Source organism: Rothia sp. LK2588 (assembly GCF_040946465.1).
Classification (GTDB): domain Bacteria; phylum Actinomycetota; class Actinomycetes; order Actinomycetales; family Micrococcaceae; genus Rothia.
Genome location: NZ_JAYWLS010000001.1, coordinates 272,227 through 292,174, shown reverse-complemented (window position 1 = coordinate 292,174; position 19,948 = coordinate 272,227). Strand labels below are relative to the sequence as shown.

Here is a 19,948-nt window from a genome sequence, read left to right as displayed (position 1 = left end):
TCGCTTTGCTGCACCCAGGATGGGACCGTACCGATTCCGACGTTAGGATTCGCGACGCCCGGTTGCGGGGTTATACCGCTCCTGGGGCGCGGCCTCACCGCGGATCTCAGCCAAAAGTGAGGTCACCTCGGAGATCATGTGCTCGGTGACGGCAGCCAGTTTGTCGCGGGTGTACTTCTTACCTTCGGCACGATCAACGATGTGGGAGAAATCAATGGGGTCGCCTACGCGTACCTGCACCTTCTTGCGCGGGAAGAACCGCGGTTTGCCGTGCGGAGGTAGGAAGTCCTGATCACCCCAGTGCGCCACGGGATAGACGGGTGCACCGGTAGCCAAGGCCAACCGTGCCGCCCCGGTGCGTCCCTGCATGGGCCACAGCTCGGGGTCTTTGGTCAGGGTTCCCTCGGGGTAGATGATGACCGCTCCCCCGGCGTCCACCACGTTTTGCGCGGTGACCAGGGACTTACGGGCATCGACCGAGCCGCGCGCCACGGGGATGTGGGCGAGCTTGCGCAGAATGATGCCCAAGCCCGGGGCGCGGAAGAGGGACTCCTTAGCCAAGAACCGCGGCAGGGTGCCGGTGACGTACACGGGATAAGCCACGGTGATCGGATCAACCTCAGAAATGTGGTTGGCCACCACGATGTACCCGCGATCGCGCGGCAACTTCTCCTGGCCCGATAACGACAGCTTAAAAAGCCCGTGATACAGCACTCGCGCCACCGATCCGAGGCCCTTGTACAGGGCGTCTCCGGACGCGGTGGGCTTGAGTTCCGGCAACGGCTGCTTGTTCGTAGGTGCGCCCATGATTAGTCGATGGCCTCGAACTGTGCGCCGAGATCGTTCAGCTTATCCACGAAGTGCTCGTAACCGCGAGAGATTACAGATACGCCGGTGACGTTGGAAACACCTTCGGCAGTCAACGCGGCAATCACGTGAGAGAAGCCACCGCGCAGATCGGGCACATTGATGTCTGCACCCTTGAGCGGAGTCTTACCGGTGATGATGGCCGAGTGGCGGAAGTTCTGGTGACCGAAACGGCACACGGTGGGGCCGAGGCAGTCCTTGTGAATCTGCACGGTGGCGCCCATGCGAACCAGCGCGTCGGTGAAACCGAAGCGGTTCTCGTACACGGTTTCGTGCAAAACGGAGACACCCTGCGCCTGCGTCATGGCGACCACCAGGGGCTGTTGCCAGTCGGTCATGAAACCGGGGTGGACGTTGGTCTCGACGAACAGCGGGTTGAGGTCGCTACCGGGGTGGTAGAAACGAATACCCTCATCCCCGATGTCCAGGCCGCCGCCCATCTTGCGGTAGACATTCAAGAAGGTGGACATGTCTTTCTGGTTGGCACCGCGCACAAAGATGTCGCCGCCGGTGGCCAGGGCCGCCGAGGCCCAGGAGGCTGCCTCGTTACGGTCGGGCAGCGCGGTGTGGGTGTAGCCGCTGAGCTCTTCGACGCCTTCGATGATGATCTGGCGATCGGTTTCTACGGTAATGATCGCGCCCATCTTCTGCAAAATGGCGATGAGGTCCATGATCTCGGGCTCAATGGCCGCACCGGTCAGCTCTGTCTTGCCCTCGGCGCGGGTAGCTGCCAGGAGCACCTGCTCGGTGGCACCCACGGAGGGGTACTCGAGATGGATCTTCGCGCCCTTCAGGCCGTCGGCCGGAGCCTTCATGGAGATACCGGTAGGAAGTTTCTCGACCTTGGCACCGAATTTCTCCAGGACGCGCAGGTGATAGTTGATCGGACGGTCGCCGATACGGCAACCACCGAGGTCGGGAATGAAGGCCTCCCCGATGGTGTGGAGCAGCGGGCCGCACAGCAGGATCGGGATGCGGGAGTCGCCCGCGTGGGCGTCGATATCGGCGTGGTTGGCCAACGATACCTTGGACGGGTCCATCGTCAGCTCGCCGCTGGAGCGATCCAGGTGCACCGAGACGCCGTGCAGTTCAACGAGGTCGGTCACCACCTGAACGTCTTTGATCTCGGGGACGTTGCGAAGCACGGACGGGGTCGAACCCAACAACGCGGCCACCATAGCCTTAGGCACCAGGTTTTTGGCTCCGCGTACCTTGACTTCACCGGTCAGCGGGTTCCCGCCTTCGATTCGCAGTGCGCTGATCATATGCTTCCCATCGTGTAGTTCGTGTCGTCGACCTGGTCTATGTGGGGTCAGGCCGAGCAGACATCTTTTAAGTTTTCACGCCCCGGCCTCACCTGACTTTGCAGGTTAGACAGGAGCATTTACGTTCATTTAAGAATAAATCATATGGGGACAGAAAGTTTACTCATGGGCCATTGTATTGCGGGGAAGAGTTGCGCTACAGCCCGCCTCATCTCAGCCAATCACCGCCTATCACCCGCCACTTCACAGTCGCGGCTTCCCCTGTGAGATTCGCGACCGCGCACGAAAAGAACCCGGCACCCGCAACAAAAGTCGCGTATGTCGGGTCCATTTTGATAACTGAATTTATTGAGTGCGAGGCAACCAGGCTGGCCTGCGGTTTTCGAACCGCTCGATCTCCGCTTCGTGATGCAGAGTCAGCCCAATGTCATCCAGACCCTCCATCAGACGCCATCGCACGTAGTCGTCGATCGCGAAAGTAACCGTCAACGATCCACAGTCGATGGTTTTTTTGGCAAGATCTACCGTGATGGTCGAGCCGGGTTCGTTCTCCAGGGTCTTCCACAACAGCTCCACGTCATCTTGGGCTACCTGCGCGGTGACCAATCCCTGCTTACCGGCGTTGCCCCGGAAGATATCGGCAAAGCGCGAGGAAATCACGACTTTAAAGCCGTAGTCTTTGAGCGCCCATACCGCGTGTTCACGAGATGAACCCGTACCGAAGTCGGGCCCGGCCACCAGCACAGATCCCTCCCGGTACGGCGGCTGGTTCAAGATAAATTCATCGCTCTTGCGCCAGTTGGCGAAGAGGGCATCGTCGAAGCCCGTCTTCGTGACGCGTTTGAGGTATACCGCCGGGATGATCTGATCGGTGTCCACGTTGGAGGCCCGCAGGGGCACTCCGATCCCGGTATGTCGAATGATAGGTTCCATCTCTTTGAGTCCTTCGTCTCGAACGTCTCGGGTTAAAGATCGGCCGGGGAGCTGAGGGTGCCCCGAACCGCAGTTGCAGCCGCCACGAGCGGGGACACCAGGTGGGTGCGTCCGCCCTTGCCCTGTCGGCCCTCGAAGTTTCGATTGGACGTCGAGGCGCACCGTTGCCCCGGTTGCAGCTGATCGGGGTTCATACCTAAGCACATTGAGCACCCGGCGAAGCGCCAGTCTGCGCCAAAGTCTTTGAACACTAGATCCAGACCTTCCGCCTCGGCCTGGGCCCGCACCTTCTGCGAACCCGGCACCACCAGCATCTGCACGCCCTCGGCCACGCGGCGTCCTTTGACGATCTCTGCTGCCGCGCGCAGATCCTCGATGCGGGAGTTCGTGCACGAGCCCAAAAAGACCACATCGACCGGGATGTCCTTCAACGGTGTGCCCGCGGTGAGGCCCATGTATTCCAGAGCCTTGGTGGCGGCTTCTCGGTCGTTGGCGTCGCTGAAGTCCTCGGGCGAGGGGACGTGGTGCGAGAGCGGCAATCCCTGCCCCGGGTTGGTTCCCCAGGTGACGAAGGGTTCTAGCTCATCGGCATTGAGGAAGACCTCTCGGTCGTAGGTGGCTCCCTCGTCGGTGGGCAGTGTCTTCCAATACTCTACGGCTTGCTCCCACAGCTCTCCCTGCGGCGCGTGCTCGCGGCCTTTAATGTACTCGAAAGTGGTCTCGTCGGGGGCCACCATCCCGGCGCGGGCACCTGCTTCGATGGACATATTGCAGATGGTCATGCGGCCTTCCATCGACAGGTTTTCGATCGCCGAGCCGCGATATTCGAGCACATAGCCTTGCCCTCCCCCGGTACCGATTTCGGCAATGACGGCCAGAATAATGTCTTTGGCGGTGACACCAGGTTGGAGCGTTCCTTCGACGTTGATCGCCATGGTTTTGAAGGGAGCCAGGGGCAACGTTTGTGTGGCCATCACATGCTCGACTTCTGAGGTACCGATACCAAAGGCGAGCGCGCCAAAGGCTCCGTGGGTGGAGGTATGCGAATCGCCGCACACCACAGTCATCCCCGGCATAGTCAGGCCGAGTTGGGGGCCCACAACATGCACAATGCCCTGGTCGGGATCACCCAGGGAGTGGATGCGTACCCCAAATTCCGCGGCGTTCTTGCGGAGGGTTTCGAGTTGGGTACGCGAGGTGATGTCTGCGATCGTTGAGAAGATGTCTTGGGTGGGTGTGTTGTGGTCCTCGGTAGCCAGAGTCAGGTCGGTACGGCGCAGGCGACGACCCTCGAGGCGGAGCCCCTCGAATGCCTGGGGCGAGGTCACTTCGTGTACGAGGTGCAAGTCGATGTAGAGAAGATCGGGTTTGCCGCCTTCACCGCGGACGACGGTGTGCGCGTCCCAGACCTTTTCGGCCAGGGTGCGCGGGGTGGTAGTCTCTCTGCCAGCCATCTGTTCCTCCATTGGTTCGTCTAGCTGGCTCTATTCTGTCGCGAAAAAATCTGGGAGCTTCATTCTCGGAGTTTGCATATCACATTATGAGAATGGCACACTAGAGGTGAAAACGCAGCATACTCATTCGTACATCTGCAAAACTATTCATCAACGACACCTCACCGCCGACGGGAGATCCCATGAGTGACAAGAACTCCTCGCAACAGTCCACCTCCTCAGGCGTGGGGGTGTTAGATAAGGCCGCATTCATTCTCAATTGTCTCGAAAGCGGCCCCGCCACGCTCTCACAACTCGTCGAGGCCACCGGGTTGGCTCGACCGACCGCCCACCGGCTCGCCGTGGCGCTAGCCCACCACCGCCTCGTGGCTCGAGATGTTCAGGGACGCTTCATGTTGGGCCCCCGACTCGGTGAGCTATCATCCGCGGCGGGTGAAGACCGTCTGATCGCAGCGTCCGGATCCGTGCTGAATCATCTGCGCAACGTCACAGGGGAAAGCTCGCAGGTCTACCGCCGCCAAGGCGATTGGCGCGTGTGCGTGGCTTCGGCCGAACGTCCCATCGGACTGCGCGACACCATCCCCGTGGGCACCCAGCTGTCGATGAAAGCGGGTTCAGCCGCCCAGGTGCTCACCGCCTGGGAAGACCACACTCGACTGGTTGAGGGTCTGCGCAATGCCCGCTTCACCGCGACCATGCTGGCCGCTGTACGACGCCGCGGGTGGGCACAATCGGTGGGCGAACGCGAACGCGGCACGGCCTCGGTCTCCGCACCGATCCGCAATCCTGCGGGAAAGGTGATCGCGGCGGTTTCGATTTCGGGACCGATCGAACGACTGACACGGCAGCCGGGTCGCCTGCACGCTGAGGTGGTGTGCCACGCCGCCGCGCAGCTCACCGAAGCGTTGCGTCACTGACGCGTCTTGCCGTAGCCTCACCGAGGGGCGGGCGCTACGCCGCCTTCGGCTCCTTATGGCCGATGGTGCGCTCGTATTCGCGCACCTCGTGCATGCGATAGCTGAGCGGTTCCAGCTTCGCGCGGTCCTCGATGGGGGCTTCGAAGTTCAATGAACGCACATGCCCGTACTGCCAGTCCCCTGAAGAAATCGGTAAGAGTTTCTTCAGGGGGAAATGGCCCATCAAGCCACGCACGTACACATTCAGATACGAGCTCTTCACGGCGAATCCGTTGTCCCGATACCAGCGAGAGGCAGGCTCGTCGTCCTGCGACCACGCCTGCACCCGACTTACCCCCGCGGCGATCAGTTGCAGTTGCGCCTTCTCCCACATGAGGGTCGCGATCCCGGCCCGGCGGTATTCAGGTACCACGCCGAGATGCCAGATCACCCCGCCCCGGGCGTCCGGGAAATTACATACTTGCCCGGGGCTCGACTCGTACTCGATGTCGAGAAACCCTATAAGCTCTCCGGTGGGCATATGCTCGGCGACCAGGCGCACCGCGGGGTTCCGATACCTTTCGCGGTGTTGTTGCACGTCATCGCGATAGCTGGAATCCAAAAAGGCCCGCAGACGGCACGCGACCCACGCCGATTCGTCGGCGTCGCGATAATCGCGCACGCATATTAAAGCTTCCTGCGAAGCCGGATCCACCACTGTATACCTCTTAGTTGACTAGCGAGCATTCCCCAATAACTCGCGGAAGGTGCTGTGACGCCGAATTTCTTCGGTCGTCGGGGCAACCACATACGATTCTGCGACATCCGTGATATTGCGTTCGATGCCTGCCGCGATGCGGCGCGTATAGATGCGGTGCCCTGCAAGTGCAATCAGCTTACCAAAGAGTGCGACGAGAATTCCCGCAAACAATCCTGTGATCACCAACAGGGTAGGAACAGGCAGGGGGAATCCCTGAACGGTGGGCGGATCCGGGAGGACAATCTGGAAATATGCCGCCACGGCCAGAGCGGTTAGCCATACCAAACCGGCGACCATCGTCACCAGGCACAACCACTGCACCACGTTCAGCACCGACCACCACCACTGTTTCTTCTGCGCTTTGAAGTCGGTCAACGAAATGGCCCGTTCCAACCCCTGGGGTAATTGCTCCTCGTGGGTGCGGGCAGCAGTGCGGATGCTGTGGCTCCACGGTTCACCCACCCCGTCGGAGACGTCGTTGGCGAAGTGGCGGATCGCCGAGCTGACAGCCGAGCGTTGTGCGGGGCTGAAAGGAGGAAGGGAGGAGCGAGTAATCTCGGCGCCGCTGTCTTCCCGGTGGAGATTCAGCCGCTTCAGCGGGTCTTTACGCATCTTCAGCAGCCATCGCGTCGGGATCCACCCGGTATGGGAGGAAGCGTGCAACTTATACGACTCCCCCGCCGCCTTGACCACGGCCGGTGCGTTGGCGCTCTGGTAAAGGTCGCGTTCCAGGGTGGCGACCGCCTCCGAAGTCACGCCCACCGGCTCCCCGCCGCCATCGTGTTCCAGCAATCGATCGACGGCGGTATCCAGGTCAGCTTCGATGCGCTGCACCGCAGCCGATTTCTCGACGGCCACCCGTCCCAGCGCGCTCCGCAATCGGTCGATACCGTCGCCGGTGCGCGCCGAGACCGCGATCGGCGCAGCGAGCATCGTGCCGGTGAGACCGTCTTCGGCGAGCAGGCGTTGCAAGGAATCGAGGACGCCCGCGATCTCACCGGTGGCCAAGCGGTCAGACTGATTGAGCACCGCCATGGTCACCGCCCCGTGCTCAGCCAAGGGTTTGATGAACTCGTGGTGGATCACTGCGTCTGCGTATTTCTGCGGGTCGAAAACCCAGACCAATACGTCCACGTAACCGGCCATGCGCTCGACAATCGCGCGGTTGGACTTTTCGACCGAGTCGAAGTCGGGTAGATCCAACAGGATCAGGCCGCCGTTACGGGTTTCGGTCTCTGCACGGCCCACCGCAGATTTCATGCGCTGCCATAGGCCGCCGTCCTTGGGCACCTCGGCGCTGTTGAGCGACTCGGCCGCTTGCTCGGCGGAGCCGTCCATGAAGACCCGGTTTTCCACCTCGAGCCAGTCCAGGAGCTGTTCGCTGCCTGTTTTGCCCCAGATGGCCGCTTGAGCGGTGGACGTGGTCGGGCGGCGGGCCGCGCTGGTGGCCACCTTCGATCCGATGACCGCGTTGAACAGCGACGACTTTCCCGATCCGGTGGCGCCGAAGAATCCGATGACGGTGTGTTCCGCCGAGAGCTCGCGGCGGCTACGGGTACGTTCCAGCAACGCAGAGACGGAGTCTAGCGCGTCGGGATCAACTCTGCCCTGTGCCAGGTCCAGTGCCTCTTCGATGCCCTCGATGCGCTGCGCCAGAGAGTGCCCAGGCATGGGCGCGTTCTGCTTAGCCACGATGTGTCTTTCCCTTCAGCGCGGCGGCCGCGCGTTCTACACCGGTTGTCTTCTGGTCGATCAGCTCCGGGGCAGGGCCCAGCTCGATCGCGTCCAAGCGAGCCGTGAACCGCTCGGAATGCTCATCCAACAATTCGTGGATTCGAGATTCCAGGTTCTTCCGGGCACCGATCGCCATGCGGCGCACCGCGTCCTCACCAAAAACCGCTTCGAGCAACTTGGTGCCGACCACGCCGGATCCACCTGCGATGCCGACCTCCAGTCCGGTGAGTCCGCCCGTGGTGGAGAAGACCGCGACCATGAGGATCACGGCTGCGGCGTTGACACCCAGCGACATGAAGCGGGCTTTTTGCCGCTTGTCGGCACCTTCGGCGGCGATCATTTCCATGACGTCTTGCTGCCAGGCGCGAATGCCCTCCCCGACCCGCTCGGGGAAGTCTTCATCCACCCGAGCCAGATCGTCACCGGCCAGCAGGGCACGGCCGGCACGTTCTTCCAGCCACAAGCGCTGGATGTTCTCGGCGGCCTTGGCCGACTCATCGAGAATGACCTGATGCAGGCCCACCTCGAGCGCCTCTTCCACTTCCACGGCCTGCGAGGGTTGCCCCTTGATGTAGCTAGAGATGCGGTCGCGCAGACGACCGATGCCGGTCTCAAGGCTGCGGAAGAATTCTCCGGTGCCCACGAAGTCTTGCCAGCGCGAGAGCACCTCTCCGCGCAGTAGCGCACCGTCTTGGGTGGAATCGATGATGTTGGCTTGCGCGCGGGTGTAAGAATTGAGCACCGCGGCCGAGAGTCGGTTCAGCGTTTCTGTTTGTTCCGCTTGAGCCGTAGAAATCTCGTGCATGCGAGTAGCGACCGAGCGCACCGCGCCCTCCAGCGTCTGGGCGGCGATGCGCGAACGCTCGGCGGAGTCAGACCCCAGTTGTCGCAACCAGAAAGTCAGCGGTGCCAGAGCTACTGCGGGCAGCATCCCGTTGTTGTCACGCTCTTGTTCGGTGACGGTCAGCAGGAATGCGGGGTCGATGCCGGCTTCGGTCAGCATCCGCCGCAGGTCGTCTTCGATCTCGTCTTCGGAGCCTTCGGGCACACGGTTGAGGATGACCGCGATGGTGATATCTCGCGCGGCTGCCTCTTTCAGCAGTTCCCAGGGCACGGCATCCGCATAGCGATTGGCGGTGGTGACGAAGAGCCACAGATCCGCCGCCGAGAGCAACTGCTTGGCGAGGCGGCGGTTGTCTTCGCTGACGGAATCGATATCGGGCGCGTCGATGAGGGCGATACCTGCGGGTATCGAGTCGGTTGCCACGGTGAAGATCTGATCGTCATCTGCGTGGTCGGCGCCTACGAGGTCGCCGCGTCCGCGCGCCTCGATACGTTCGAGATGCGGAAGCATACGCGCCGGGGTGAGCGCCTCGACGTCTTCGGCGCGGTGGATGAGAACAGGTTGGCGCGTGGTGGGTCGGATCGCGCCCGAACGTGTGATGGGCTCCCCCAGCAAGGTATTGACCAGGGTGGATTTACCAGCACCGGTTGAGCCGCCCACAACCACGGTCAGAGGGGCGTCCAAGGACGCCAGGCGCGGCAGAACATAATCGTCGAGCTGAGTCACGGTGCGGCCCACCAGAGCGCGGTCTTCTTCGACTCCGGCGTTTTCCAGCGGCAGGCCAACCGCCGCTACCGTATGGCGCGCAGAGCGGACGGCCTCGAGTTCCGCGTCAATGGACTCGCTCGCCTGACCGGCTCCGCCTTGCGGAGTGGCGTCAGAGGCGGGAATATTTTGGACGCTACGGCCTGCTGGGGCGGCTTCTGTGCTGTTGGTCAGCTTTTCAGTTCTATCTTCCACGGGAACCATTCTTGCACAGCACAGCGTGGATTCTCGGTGCATCACGGTCGGCGTTGACCGTGGTGAGAAAGAGTTAAAATAAAAAAACCCTCAGCTGACGCTGAGGGATTTTTTCGGCTGTGACCCCAACCGGATTCGAACCGGTGTTGCCGCCGTGAGAGGGCGGAGTACTAGGCCGCTATACGATGGGGCCGAATGTTTACTTTCCGTTTACCCGGAAGGCAACAGATAGAACTCTACACGCTGTGAGGAACCTGCGGCAAATCCAGGCGGTGTGCCGTTGCTAACATATGTTGCACCGCTACATCTCACGCATCGCGTTAAACAAAAATCCCTCAGCTGCCGCTGAGGGATTTTTAGCCTGTGACCCCAACCGGATTCGAACCGGTGTTGCCGCCGTGAGAGGGCGGAGTACTAGGCCGCTATACGATGGGGCCAAAACATTCGAAAATGTTCGCTGGGATACCAGGACTCGAACCTAGAATGACGGTACCAGAAACCGTAGTGTTGCCAATTACACCATATCCCATTGTGTGAAGTTCAACCGAAGTTTTTCTCTTGTTGACCTCCGCAACGAGTAATAACTCTATACGAGGTTTTCACCCGACGCAAATCGATTGCGATTGACGTGTATCACACCTGGTGGAACCCGCCTGAATCCGCTCCCCTTCCCCGCAAAGAGACCGCTCCCAGACAAGAAGAAACCGGGCGAGGCAACACACGGTTGCCTCGCCCGGCTGAACTCTCTATACGACTTGAGAGGGCACTAGGCCTGGACGTCCGCCAAGAGACGACGCAGACGCGACAGGGAAGACTCCTTGCCCAGGATCTCCATCGATTCAAACAACGGCGGGCTCACCTTGGCACCACTCATGGCAGTGCGGATCGGGCCAAACGCCAAACGCGGCTTGATTTCCAGACCCTCGACGATGGCTTCGCGCAGGGCGGCCTCGATGTTCTCTGCAGAGAAGTCCTCGATCGGTTCTAGCGCGTCGATCGCCGCCTGCAGAACGGCAGGCGCCGATTCCTTCAACTGCTTGCGCGCGGCGTCCTCGATCTCGATCTCGTCGTCTGCGCGGAACAGGAAGCCCAGCAACGCAGGTGCCTCGCCCAAAAGTTGCATGCGCTCCTGCACCAGCGGTGCGGCGGCGGTGAGAATGGTCTGTTCTCGCTCGGTCAGTTCCTCGAAGGTCTCGCCCGTAACGATCTGGGCATTCTTTAGATACCAGACCAGACGGTTGCGGAAGTCCGTGGGTTCCAGGCGGCGCACGTGGGTGCCGTTGATCGCCTCGGCCTTCTTGACGTCGAAACGAGCGGGGTTAGCCAACACGTCCTTCACATCGAAGTGCTCCACCAGCTCATCGATCGTGAAGACATCTTGATCGTGGGAGAGCGACCATCCCAGCAGGGCCAGGTAATTCAGCAGGCCCTCCTTGATAAAGCCTGCCTCCTGCAATAGGAACAGGTTCGATTCGGGGTCGCGCTTCGAGAGCTTCTTATTCCCCTGCCCCATCACGTAGGGCAGGTGGCCAAACTCGGGAATGAACTTCGCTACGCCCACCTCTACCAACGCGCGGTAGAGAGCGATCTGACGCGGGGTCGACGACAGCAGGTCCTCCCCGCGTAGCACGTGGGTGATGCCCATGAGCGCATCGTCGACGGGGTTGACCAAGGTGTACAGCGGCTTACCGTTCTTACGGACCACCACGAAGTCCGGCACCGAACCGGCTTTGAAGGTAATCTCGCCACGCACCAGGTCGTTGAAAGTGATGTCTTCATCGGGCATGCGCAGACGCAAGACAGGTTCGCGGCCCTCATCGCGGAAGGCCTGCTTCTGCTCCTCGGTCAGATCCCGGTCGAAGTTGTCGTAGCCGAGCTTGGGATCCTCGCCCTTCGCACGGTGGCGCTCTTCGACCTCTTCAGGGGTCGAGAAGTCTTCATAGACGTATCCGCCCTCTTTGAGCTTCTCGATCACATCCTGATACTTATCGCCTCGCTGAGACTGACGATAGGGTTCGTGCGGGCCGCCCACTCCGACGCCTTCGTCCCACTCGATGCCCAGCCAGTGCAGGGAATCCAGCACCTGGTTGAAAGACTCCTCAGAGTCGCGGGCGGCGTCCGTATCTTCAATACGGAAGATGAGCTTGCCGCCGGTGTGACGGGCATAAGCCCAGTTGAAGAGCGCGGTGCGCACCATACCCACGTGCGGGGTGCCGGTCGGCGAAGGGCAGAAACGAACTCGTGTTTCGCTTGGATCGGCCAGCTTGACGGTGTTATCGGTCATGACCAGGAATCACAACTCTTTCTATGAGAGATTTTCTAAGAATGAATTTAGCGACGAATCTTGTTGACGAGCGCACCGATGCCCTCGACCTCAACCTCAACCTCATTGCCCTCTTCGAGCAATCCGACCCCGGCGGGGGTACCGGTCAGGATCACGTCTCCGGGCAACAGGGTAAACGCTTCAGAAATCGCGGAGACCACCTCGGCCACCGAAAACACCATGTCAGAGGTGGTGCCGTCTTGCTTGAGGTCACCGTCAACCCACGAACGAATGCGAAGGTCGTCGGTGGCCAGATCGGTCTCGATCCAGGGCCCCAGGGGGCAAGAACCGTCGAAGCCCTTTGCCCTGGTCCACTGCAGGTCGGTGCGCTGAGCATCGCGAGCGGTGAGGTCGTTGGCCACGGTATATCCGAAGACGATTTCGGGTACCCGTTCTACCGGAACCGATTTAGCGATGCGGCCGATGACGACGGCCAACTCGCCCTCATAGGAAACCTCTTCGCTGAAATCCGGCAACGTAATGGGGTCACCGGGGCCCACCACGGAGGTGTTGGGCTTCAGGAAGAACTGCACCGACGTCGGGGTTTCGTTGCCCAGTTCGGCGGCGTGATCGTGCCAGTTACGGGCAACCCCCACCACTTTCGAACGCGGGATGATGGGTGAGAGCAGACGGACCTCTTCCAAGGAGTAGGTCTTTTCCGTGGGCTGGACGCCCATGTAAAACGGATCGCCTGCCAAGACGGTGAGAGTTTCCTCCCCTTCGTCACCCGAAACGACGCCGAAGTGGAGTTGATCGTCAACAGTAAATCGAGCTATACGCATACCCTCTAGGCTACCGCACCCGCTGAAACGAGTTTGGTCAGCCAACCGTGACGGTCTTCAACCTTACCGGTCTGAATCCCCACCAGCTCCTCGCGCAGAGACTGGGAGATCTCGCCGAACCCTTCGGACGCCGGTGGCAACTCGAAGTCCTCAGCAATCAGCTTGCCGAAGGGAGCGACGACCGCAGCGGTTCCGCACGCCGCAACTTCGGTCAACGAGCCGTCCTCGAGTGCCAGCTTCCACTCGTCCAAGGTGAACTTACGTTCCTCCACGGTCAAGCCGCGGTCACGTGCCAATTGCAGCAACGATTTGCGGGTAATGCCGTCGAGAATCGTTCCGGTCAGTGCCGGGGTTACCACCTTGCGCTCTTTGCCGAACACGAAGAGCACGTTCATGCCACCCAGCTCCTCGATCGCGTCTTCGCGATGAGGATCCTTGAAGATCACCTGCTGGCAGCCGTGTTCCTGGGCCTCGATCTGCCCCATCATCGCAGCCGCGTAGTTGCCACCGCACTTGGCGAATCCGGTGCCGCCCTCCCCGGCGCGCGCGTATTTGGTAGAGAGCCAGATATTGACCGGCTCGGGGGTTCCGAAATAGTTGCCGGCCGGCGAGGCGATGACCATAAACTTGACCTTGCCCGACGGGCGCACGCCGAGATAGGCCTCGGTTGCGATCATGAACGGACGCAGGTACAGGGCCTCCCCCTCACCCGAGGGAACCCAACGCTCGTCGATCGTCACCAGCTGACGAATGGCCTCGATGAAAAATTCCTCGGGAAGTTCAGGCAGGGCCAGTCGGCGCGCCGAGGTGTTCAGGCGGGCGGCGTTTTGTTCGGGACGGAAGGTGTAGACGGATCCGTCTGCGTGACGGTAAGCCTTGATCCCCTCGAAGATCTCCTGACCATAGTGCAGTACCGCAGCGGCCGGATCCAGCTGTAGAGGGCCGTAGGGTTCAACCTTGGCGTTGGACCACTCGCCACCGTCCTCATAGTTACCGTTCCACTCGATGGAGACCATATGGTCGGTGAAATGATCGCCGAATCCAGGGTTCGCCAAAATCTCGGCGAGTTTCTCATCGCTGGCGGGGTTCTGATTTCTTTCGACGGTAAAGCTCAGTGTCATGGGTACAAGATCCTTTGTGGGGGGGGGTATCCCCTCGCGATTGTTAGCTATGTCTCTTCTAGTGTACGACCTGGTCGGAATCTAGGTCAGTCTGTCGATGATCGCCTGGCCCACTTCGTCGGTGCCCAGGTCGGTCTGCGGCGTCGAGGCCATCACGTGCTCGACCGCGTCCTCGATCCGTTGCGCCGCTGCCGGCAGGCCGACGTGGCGTAGCAACAACGCTCCAGCGAGGACGGCGGCGATCGGGTTGGCCTTGTTCTGCCCGGCGATATCGGGGGCAGAACCGTGGACCGGCTCAAACATGGAGGGAAATTCGCCGCTGGCGTTGATGTTGCCGCAGGGCGCCAAGCCGATGCCTCCGGTGATGGCCCCGGCCTGATCGGTGATGATGTCTCCGAAGAGGTTGTCGGTCACGATTACATCGAATCGCTGCGGGTCGTTGGTCAGGTAGATGGTGGCCGCATCGATGTGGCAGTAATCGGTGTGCACCTCGGGGTACTCGGCGGCGATCTCCTCGAAGATCCGCGAATAGAGTTGACCGGCGTTGACCAAGACGTTCGTTTTGTGGATCAACGCTAATTTCTTGCGCTCCCGCGTGCTGGCGAGCTGAAAGGCGTAACGGATGAGGCGCTCTACCCCCAAGGCCGTGTTGAGGGAAACCTCGGTGGCTACCTCGTGCTCGGTGCCTGCTCGGAGAACGCCGCCGTTTCCTGCGTACGGCCCCTCGGTGCCCTCGCGGACCACGATGAAGTCGATCTCACCGGGGTGTGAGAGCGGTGAAACCGCTCCCGGGTAAAACCTCGCCGGCCGGAGGTTGATGTAGTGGTCGAAGGCGAAGCGCAGTTTGAGCAGCACCTCACGTTCGATGATGCCGCTGGGGATTTCTGCGGAACGCGGGTCGGCACCCACCGCGCCGAAGAGAATCGCGTCGTGTTCTTTGAGCCGCGCGAGAGTCTCGTCGCTCAGGGTTTCTCCCGTCTGCAACCAGTGTTCGGCCCCGAGTGAATAAGGGGTCTTGTCGATGGTGAATCCCTCGAGGTCGGCGACGGCGTCGAGCACGCGCTCAGCCTGGGCCACGACCTCGGGGCCAATGCCGTCGCCGGCGATGACGGCTAGGTTGAGTGTACGAGTATCAGTCATGTTTCTAACGTATTACCGACGCAGCCCGAACGCAGTGCGACGGCATCAAAATCTCATATTGTGACTTTGATGCCGCCGTCCCTTAGGCCTCGGTGTTGTCTGAGATGAAGCGCTTGACCGCCTCGGCGTCGTTCGGAAGATCGGCGACGTGGCGGTCGGCCTTCATAATCTCGGCGAAACGCTGCGGCACCTCGGGTTCGTGGCCGATAGCCTCCGAGATGGTTTCGGCAAACTTCACCGGCAGGGCAGTCTCGAGACAGATGATCGGGGTGTCGATCTGCTCTGCAAGCCCCTGCGCCACCTTCACACCGTCGGCGGTGTGAGGATCGATCAACACACCCAGACGCTGGTGAATATCGCGGATAGTTGCCACGCGGTCGGCGTGCATAGATTTGCCCGAGATGAATCCGTACTTTTCAGGAAGATCGGCAAAGACCGGGTCATCGCTGAGATCGAACCCTCCAGCCTTGACCTTTTCCCCGAAGAGCTCCCGGGTTCGCTCGGCATCGCGGCCCAGAGCGTCGAAGATGAAACGCTCGAAGTTAGAGGCTCGAGAGATATCCATCGAGGGGCTGGACGTCACGAAGGTATCGGCCGAGCTACGCACACGGTAATCACCGGTACGGAAGAACTCGTCCAGGACGTCGTTCTCGTTGGTGGCCACGATCAGGCGGTCGATAGGCAGTCCCATCTGGCGGGCGATGTGACCGGCGCAGATGTCGCCGAAGTTGCCTGTGGGCACGCAGAACGAAACCCGTTGGTCGTTGGTTTCGGTCACACGGATCCAGCTGGAGACGTAATAGACCACCTGGGCCAAGAGGCGAGCCCAGTTAATCGAATTGACCGCGCCGATGCGGTTAGCGCGCTTGAACTCGGCGTCTGCCGAGATTGCCTTGACCACATCTTGGCAATCATCGAAGACGCCGTCGAGCGAGATATTAAAGATATTGGGGTCGTCCAGACCGAACATCTGCGCCTGCTGGAAGGGCGTCATTCGATCCTTGGGCGTCAACATGAAGACGCGGATATTGTCGCGGCCTCGCATGGCGTACTCGGCCGAGGAACCGGTGTCCCCCGAGGTAGCGCCGACGATCGTCAGCGAGTCGTGGCGGCGTGCCAGCTCGTATTCGAACAACTCACCCAGCAACTGCATAGCCATATCTTTGAAGGCGGCAGTGGGACCCTCGGAGAGGTGGCCCAGGTAGATATTGTTCTCAAGGTGGGTCACCGGAACGATCTCCTCGCGGGAGAACTTCGGGTAGGTGTATGCCCGCGCGGTCATCGCCTCGATATCTTCGGCGGGGATGTCGTCCACAAAGAGCTTCAACACCTCGGCGGCCAGGGCCGGGTATCCGCCCTCGCTCAGTACCTGGCGCCAGCGGGTCAGCGTGACGTCATCGAGCTGAGGGTATTCCACCGGCAGGTAGAGACCGCCGTCTGGCGCGAGACCGGCCAACAGGATGTCGCAAAAAGTCGCAGGGGTCGCGGCTGAATCACGCGTGGAGATGTAATGCATGCATCTAGCTTAACCCGCCTGCACAAACCCCGTTGACCGCGTCTCGCATTGTGTCGCGCTTAGTCTGCCTTGGGCTCCTCATAGCGCGGGAAGACCGGCTCGGGCTTGGGTAGCTCAGTGCCGGGAACCAGAGACTTCTGCAGGCCGGTGAAGAAACGGTCATCATCGTCGACGGCCAGCAAATCCAGCATCTTGGCCATTGAGGTCGGCATGACCGGCTGCACCAGGGTCGCCACAATGCGAATGACCTCGGCAGTGACGTAGAGAACCGTAGCCATGCGCTCGGGGTCGGTCTTCTTCAACTTCCAGGGTTCCTGGGCGGTGAAGTACCGGTTGCAGTTGGCCACTGCCTGCCAGATACGCTCCAACGCCTTGTGGAAAGCCTGCTGGTCAAAATCCTGGCGAACCAGTTCGTACAACCCGCGAGCTTGCTCAAGCATGGCGTCGTCCTCGGCAGTGAATTCACCGGGTTGAGGCACTACAGAACCACAGTTCTTCGCGATCATCGACAGCGAGCGCTGCGCCAGGTTACCCAGATCGTTCGAGAGATCGGAGTTGATTCGGTTTTTGATGCCCTCGGCAGAGTAGGAGCCGTCTTGACCGAACGATACCTCACGCAACAAGAAGAAGCGCAACGGATCTAGTCCGAAGGAGTCGACCAGGTCGGAAGGATCCACCACGTTGCCCACCGACTTCGACATCTTTTCACCGTCCACCAGCAAGAAACCGTGGGCGAAGACGCGGCGCGGCAGTTCTAGACCGGCCGACCACAGGAAGGCGGGCCAGTAGATGGAGTGGAAGCGGCTGATGTCTTTGCCGATCAGATGTAGGTCAGCAGGCCAGTATTTTTGGAAGCGTTCGTTCTCGGTATCGGGATAGCCCAGGCCCGTAATGTAGTTGGTCAACGCGTCGACCCATACGTACATTACGTGTTTGTCATTACCCGGTACAGGTACACCCCAGTCGAAGGTGGTGCGGGAAATGGAGAGGTCATTGAGACCGGATCGCACGAACGAAGCGATTTCGTTGCGACGGGTTTCGGGAAAGATGAAACCCTCGGCTTCGTACAACTCCAGCAATCGATCCTGGTATTTCGAGAGGCGGAAGAAGTACGACTCTTCTTCCGTCCACTCCACCTCGGTACCGGTCGAGATCGCGTAGCGCTGGCCGTCGCGAAGCTCGGTCTCGTCTTCGGCGTAGTACGCCTCATCCCGGATGGAGTACCAACCGGCGTACTTATCGAGGTAGATGTCGCCGGACTCTTCCATCTTCTTCCACAGCGCTTGGGAGGCCGGGTAATGGTCCTCGTCGGTAGTGCGGATGAAACGGTCGTAGGACACGCCGAGTTTGTCGTCCATCTCGCGGAATCGTGCCGAGTTCTCGTCGGCCAGTTCACGCGCGGTCTTGTTCAGCGTGGCTGCGGTGGTCTGCATCTTCTGCCCGTGTTCATCGGTACCGGTCATGAACCGTACGTCGAATCCGTCGAGGCGTTTGAAGCGTGCCATGACGTCGGCGGCAATGGCCTCGTAGGCGTGGCCGATGTGCGGTCGACCGTTGGGATAAGAGATCGCGGTGGTGATGTAAAACGGGGTTGCAGTCATGGCTTTAACCTTATCGCTTTACTCGGCCAGGTTCACACTGGCTGCACGCTGGGCTTCGACGATCTGTTCGATCTCCGCTACCACCTCGGCACCGGGTGCCGAATCGAGGGCGAGCACGGCTACAGCGGTGTCTCCCTTCGAGGCTCGAGAGACCTGCATACCCGCGATATTGACTTGGGCTTTGCCCAGGCTCATGCCGATCGAGGCCACCACGCCGGGGCGGTCTTCGTACTCCATCACCAACAGGTTATCGGCGAGCGGAATCTCGAGTTCATAACCGTTGACACCGGTGAGTTTCATGGCGTGCTTGGGGCCGGTGACGGTGCCGGCGACCTGTAGTGTGCCACCTGCGGAGAGGGCCGCCGACAGAATGATCTCGTTGCGGAAATCTTCGCTGTGTTCGGTGGTGACGAGTTCGACCTCGATCCCCCGCTGCTCAGCGATGACCGGTGCGTTGACGTACGACACCTTCTCTGAGACCACATCGGTGAACACACCCTTGAGGGCGGCGAGCTTGAGGGAGGTGACGTCCTTGGTCGAAATCTCTCCGGCGATCTTGACCTCGACCCGCGTGAAGGCCTCGTCCCCGCAGAGGGAGGTCAAGATACGACCGAGGTTCTCCGCCAACGGCACACCGGGGCGCACCTCGTCGTCGATGGCCCCGCCGGCCACGTTGACAGCGTCCGGGACGAGGTCGCCTTCCAAGGCCAGCCGCACCGACCGCGCCACCGAGACCCCGGCCTTTTCTTGGGCTTCGGCGGTGGAGGCTCCCAGGTGCGGAGTGGTCACCACTGAGGGCATACCGATAAACGGGACGTCCTGCGCGGGCTCGTTGACGAACACGTCGATGGCTGCGCCGGCGATCTCTCCGATGCGCAAGGCCTCGGCCAGATCTGCCTCATCGACTAGGCCGCCGCGAGCCACGTTGATCACAAAAGCGGTGTGCTTCATGGCGCGGAAAGATTCGGCGTTGAGCATGCCCAGAGTTTCTGGGGTGCGCGGCATGTGGATGGTTATGAAGTCTGAGCGGCGCAACAATTCGTCGAGTTCCACCAGTTCCACGCCCAGCGATGAAGCACGGGCACTGGTCACGAAGGGATCATAGGCAATGACCTCGGTCCCGAAGGCTTTGATCCGCTCGGCGACCAACCCACCGATTCGGCCGAGACCGATGATTCCGACGGTCTTTTCGTAGAGCTCCACGCCCGCGTAGGCCGAGCGCTTCCACTGCCCTTGACGCATGGAGGCATCGGCGGCGGCGATGTTTCGTGCCAGCCCGAGAATGTGCCCGACAGTGAGTTCGGCGGCGGAGATCACATTGGACGTTGGCGCGTTGACGACCATGACGCCGGCTGCGGTTGCGGCCTTGATGTCGACGTTGTCCAGGCCCACGCCGGCGCGGGCAATCACTTTCAATCGCTGGGCTGCCCCGATCGCTTCGGCGTCCATCTGGGTGGCAGAGCGGATCAGGATGGCGTCGACGTCGGCAATGGCGGAGAGCAGTTGCTCTCGATCGGCACCGTCGGTGGTGCGAATCTCGAAATCCGGCCCGAGGGCTTCGACGGTGGCTTGTGAGAGTTCTTCGGCGATGAGTACGACGGGTTTAGTCACGGGAGATATTCCTCTACGTAGCAGGTTGGGGAGAGTAAATGGAGGGGGTCACCAGGGCAGATGATGATGAGTGCGGGTTCTGTTCACCAGCATAGCGATACGACAAGCGCCGACCACGATTGAGGATCGTGATCGGCGCTG

The 19,948-nt window shown here is 60.9% G+C and carries 15 protein-coding genes and 3 tRNA genes; 1 reads left to right on the top strand and 17 read right to left on the bottom strand.

Features of this window, described 5'->3' with window-relative positions; translation table 11 throughout:
• Positions 1 to 42: 42 nt before the first annotated feature.
• The 4 genes from VVR12_RS01295 to leuC form a co-directional block, all read right to left on the bottom strand.
• Positions 43 to 807 carry a lysophospholipid acyltransferase family protein gene (locus VVR12_RS01295; protein WP_368549309.1) on the bottom strand — a complete coding sequence of 255 codons (765 nt, stop codon included), beginning with the start codon at positions 805 to 807 and terminating at the stop codon, positions 43 to 45.
• Between the two features lie 2 nt (positions 808 to 809).
• The gene (gene murA / locus VVR12_RS01290) at positions 810 to 2,132 is read right to left on the bottom strand and encodes a UDP-N-acetylglucosamine 1-carboxyvinyltransferase (protein WP_368549308.1); all 1,323 of its coding nucleotides are present in this window, start codon (positions 2,130 to 2,132) and stop codon (positions 810 to 812) included.
• 345 nt (positions 2,133 to 2,477) lie between these two features.
• Complete coding sequence (gene leuD / locus VVR12_RS01285) at positions 2,478 to 3,065, bottom strand: 3-isopropylmalate dehydratase small subunit (protein WP_368549307.1); 588 nt, start codon at positions 3,063 to 3,065, stop codon at positions 2,478 to 2,480.
• A gap of 32 nt (positions 3,066 to 3,097) precedes the next feature.
• Positions 3,098 to 4,519, bottom strand: coding sequence for a 3-isopropylmalate dehydratase large subunit (gene leuC, locus VVR12_RS01280; RefSeq protein WP_368549306.1), 1,422 nt, complete (start codon positions 4,517 to 4,519; stop codon positions 3,098 to 3,100).
• A gap of 182 nt (positions 4,520 to 4,701) precedes the next feature.
• On the opposite strand from leuC, the gene VVR12_RS01275 reads away from it, so the two are divergent.
• Positions 4,702 to 5,436 carry an IclR family transcriptional regulator gene (locus VVR12_RS01275; RefSeq protein WP_368549305.1) on the top strand — a complete coding sequence of 245 codons (735 nt, stop codon included), beginning with the start codon at positions 4,702 to 4,704 and terminating at the stop codon, positions 5,434 to 5,436.
• Positions 5,437 to 5,470: 34 nt separating this feature from the next.
• Here VVR12_RS01275 and VVR12_RS01270 read toward each other — a convergent pair whose 3' ends face one another.
• The 13 genes from VVR12_RS01270 to serA form a co-directional block, all read right to left on the bottom strand.
• The gene (locus VVR12_RS01270) at positions 5,471 to 6,097 is read right to left on the bottom strand and encodes a GNAT family N-acetyltransferase (RefSeq protein ID WP_368549304.1); all 627 of its coding nucleotides are present in this window, start codon (positions 6,095 to 6,097) and stop codon (positions 5,471 to 5,473) included.
• A 54-nt stretch (positions 6,098 to 6,151) separates the two neighbouring features.
• Entirely contained in the window at positions 6,152 to 7,867 is a 1,716-nt protein-coding gene (locus VVR12_RS01265) for a dynamin family protein (RefSeq protein WP_368549303.1), read from the bottom strand.
• Positions 7,860 to 9,713 carry a dynamin family protein gene (locus tag VVR12_RS01260; protein ID WP_368549302.1) on the bottom strand — a complete coding sequence of 618 codons (1,854 nt, stop codon included), beginning with the start codon at positions 9,711 to 9,713 and terminating at the stop codon, positions 7,860 to 7,862. Before VVR12_RS01260 ends, VVR12_RS01265 begins: the two co-directional genes overlap by 8 nt.
• Before the next feature lie 120 nt (positions 9,714 to 9,833).
• Positions 9,834 to 9,906, bottom strand: a tRNA-Glu gene (locus VVR12_RS01255).
• A gap of 171 nt (positions 9,907 to 10,077) precedes the next feature.
• Positions 10,078 to 10,150: transfer RNA gene (locus VVR12_RS01250), tRNA-Glu, on the bottom strand.
• Between the two features lie 20 nt (positions 10,151 to 10,170).
• A tRNA-Gln gene (locus VVR12_RS01245) sits at positions 10,171 to 10,242 on the bottom strand.
• Positions 10,243 to 10,479: 237 nt separating this feature from the next.
• Complete coding sequence (gltX, locus tag VVR12_RS01240) at positions 10,480 to 11,997, bottom strand: glutamate--tRNA ligase (protein WP_368549301.1); 1,518 nt, start codon at positions 11,995 to 11,997, stop codon at positions 10,480 to 10,482.
• A 47-nt stretch (positions 11,998 to 12,044) separates the two neighbouring features.
• Positions 12,045 to 12,818, bottom strand: a complete 774-nt coding sequence (locus VVR12_RS01235; RefSeq protein WP_368549300.1) for a fumarylacetoacetate hydrolase family protein — start codon at positions 12,816 to 12,818, stop codon at positions 12,045 to 12,047.
• A gap of 5 nt (positions 12,819 to 12,823) precedes the next feature.
• A complete protein-coding gene (locus VVR12_RS01230; protein ID WP_368549299.1) occupies positions 12,824 to 13,939 on the bottom strand; it encodes a branched-chain amino acid aminotransferase in 1,116 nt (371 codons plus the stop codon).
• Between the two features lie 81 nt (positions 13,940 to 14,020).
• Complete coding sequence (locus VVR12_RS01225; protein ID WP_368549298.1) at positions 14,021 to 15,079, bottom strand: 3-isopropylmalate dehydrogenase; 1,059 nt, start codon at positions 15,077 to 15,079, stop codon at positions 14,021 to 14,023.
• Positions 15,080 to 15,161: 82 nt separating this feature from the next.
• Positions 15,162 to 16,595: a threonine synthase gene (gene thrC, locus VVR12_RS01220; protein ID WP_368549297.1), complete on the bottom strand. Its 1,434-nt coding sequence runs from the start codon at positions 16,593 to 16,595 to the stop codon at positions 15,162 to 15,164.
• A 59-nt stretch (positions 16,596 to 16,654) separates the two neighbouring features.
• Positions 16,655 to 18,196, bottom strand: a complete 1,542-nt coding sequence (gene metG, locus VVR12_RS01215; protein ID WP_368549296.1) for a methionine--tRNA ligase — start codon at positions 18,194 to 18,196, stop codon at positions 16,655 to 16,657.
• An 18-nt stretch (positions 18,197 to 18,214) separates the two neighbouring features.
• Positions 18,215 to 19,807 (bottom strand): phosphoglycerate dehydrogenase, encoded by a 1,593-nt coding sequence (gene serA, locus VVR12_RS01210; protein WP_368549295.1) that lies wholly within the window; start codon positions 19,805 to 19,807, stop codon positions 18,215 to 18,217.
• Positions 19,808 to 19,948 lie beyond the last annotated feature (141 nt).

What these genes read in the sequence shown, in the direction of transcription:
- leuD (WP_368549307.1), bottom strand. Translation starts at nt 3,065, where the DNA reads ATGGAACCTATCATTCGACATACCGGGATCGGAGTGCCCCTGCGGGCC.
- VVR12_RS01235 (WP_368549300.1), bottom strand. Translation starts at nt 12,818, where the DNA reads ATGCGTATAGCTCGATTTACTGTTGACGATCAACTCCACTTCGGCGTC.
- gltX (WP_368549301.1), bottom strand. Translation starts at nt 11,997, where the DNA reads ATGACCGATAACACCGTCAAGCTGGCCGATCCAAGCGAAACACGAGTT.
- thrC (WP_368549297.1), bottom strand. Translation starts at nt 16,595, where the DNA reads ATGCATTACATCTCCACGCGTGATTCAGCCGCGACCCCTGCGACTTTT.
- VVR12_RS01225 (WP_368549298.1), bottom strand. Translation starts at nt 15,079, where the DNA reads ATGACTGATACTCGTACACTCAACCTAGCCGTCATCGCCGGCGACGGC.
- VVR12_RS01295 (WP_368549309.1), bottom strand. Translation starts at nt 807, where the DNA reads ATGGGCGCACCTACGAACAAGCAGCCGTTGCCGGAACTCAAGCCCACC.
- VVR12_RS01230 (WP_368549299.1), bottom strand. Translation starts at nt 13,939, where the DNA reads ATGACACTGAGCTTTACCGTCGAAAGAAATCAGAACCCCGCCAGCGAT.
- leuC (WP_368549306.1), bottom strand. Translation starts at nt 4,519, where the DNA reads ATGGCTGGCAGAGAGACTACCACCCCGCGCACCCTGGCCGAAAAGGTC.
- metG (WP_368549296.1), bottom strand. Translation starts at nt 18,196, where the DNA reads ATGACTGCAACCCCGTTTTACATCACCACCGCGATCTCTTATCCCAAC.
- VVR12_RS01275 (WP_368549305.1), top strand. Translation starts at nt 4,702, where the DNA reads ATGAGTGACAAGAACTCCTCGCAACAGTCCACCTCCTCAGGCGTGGGG.
- murA (WP_368549308.1), bottom strand. Translation starts at nt 2,132, where the DNA reads ATGATCAGCGCACTGCGAATCGAAGGCGGGAACCCGCTGACCGGTGAA.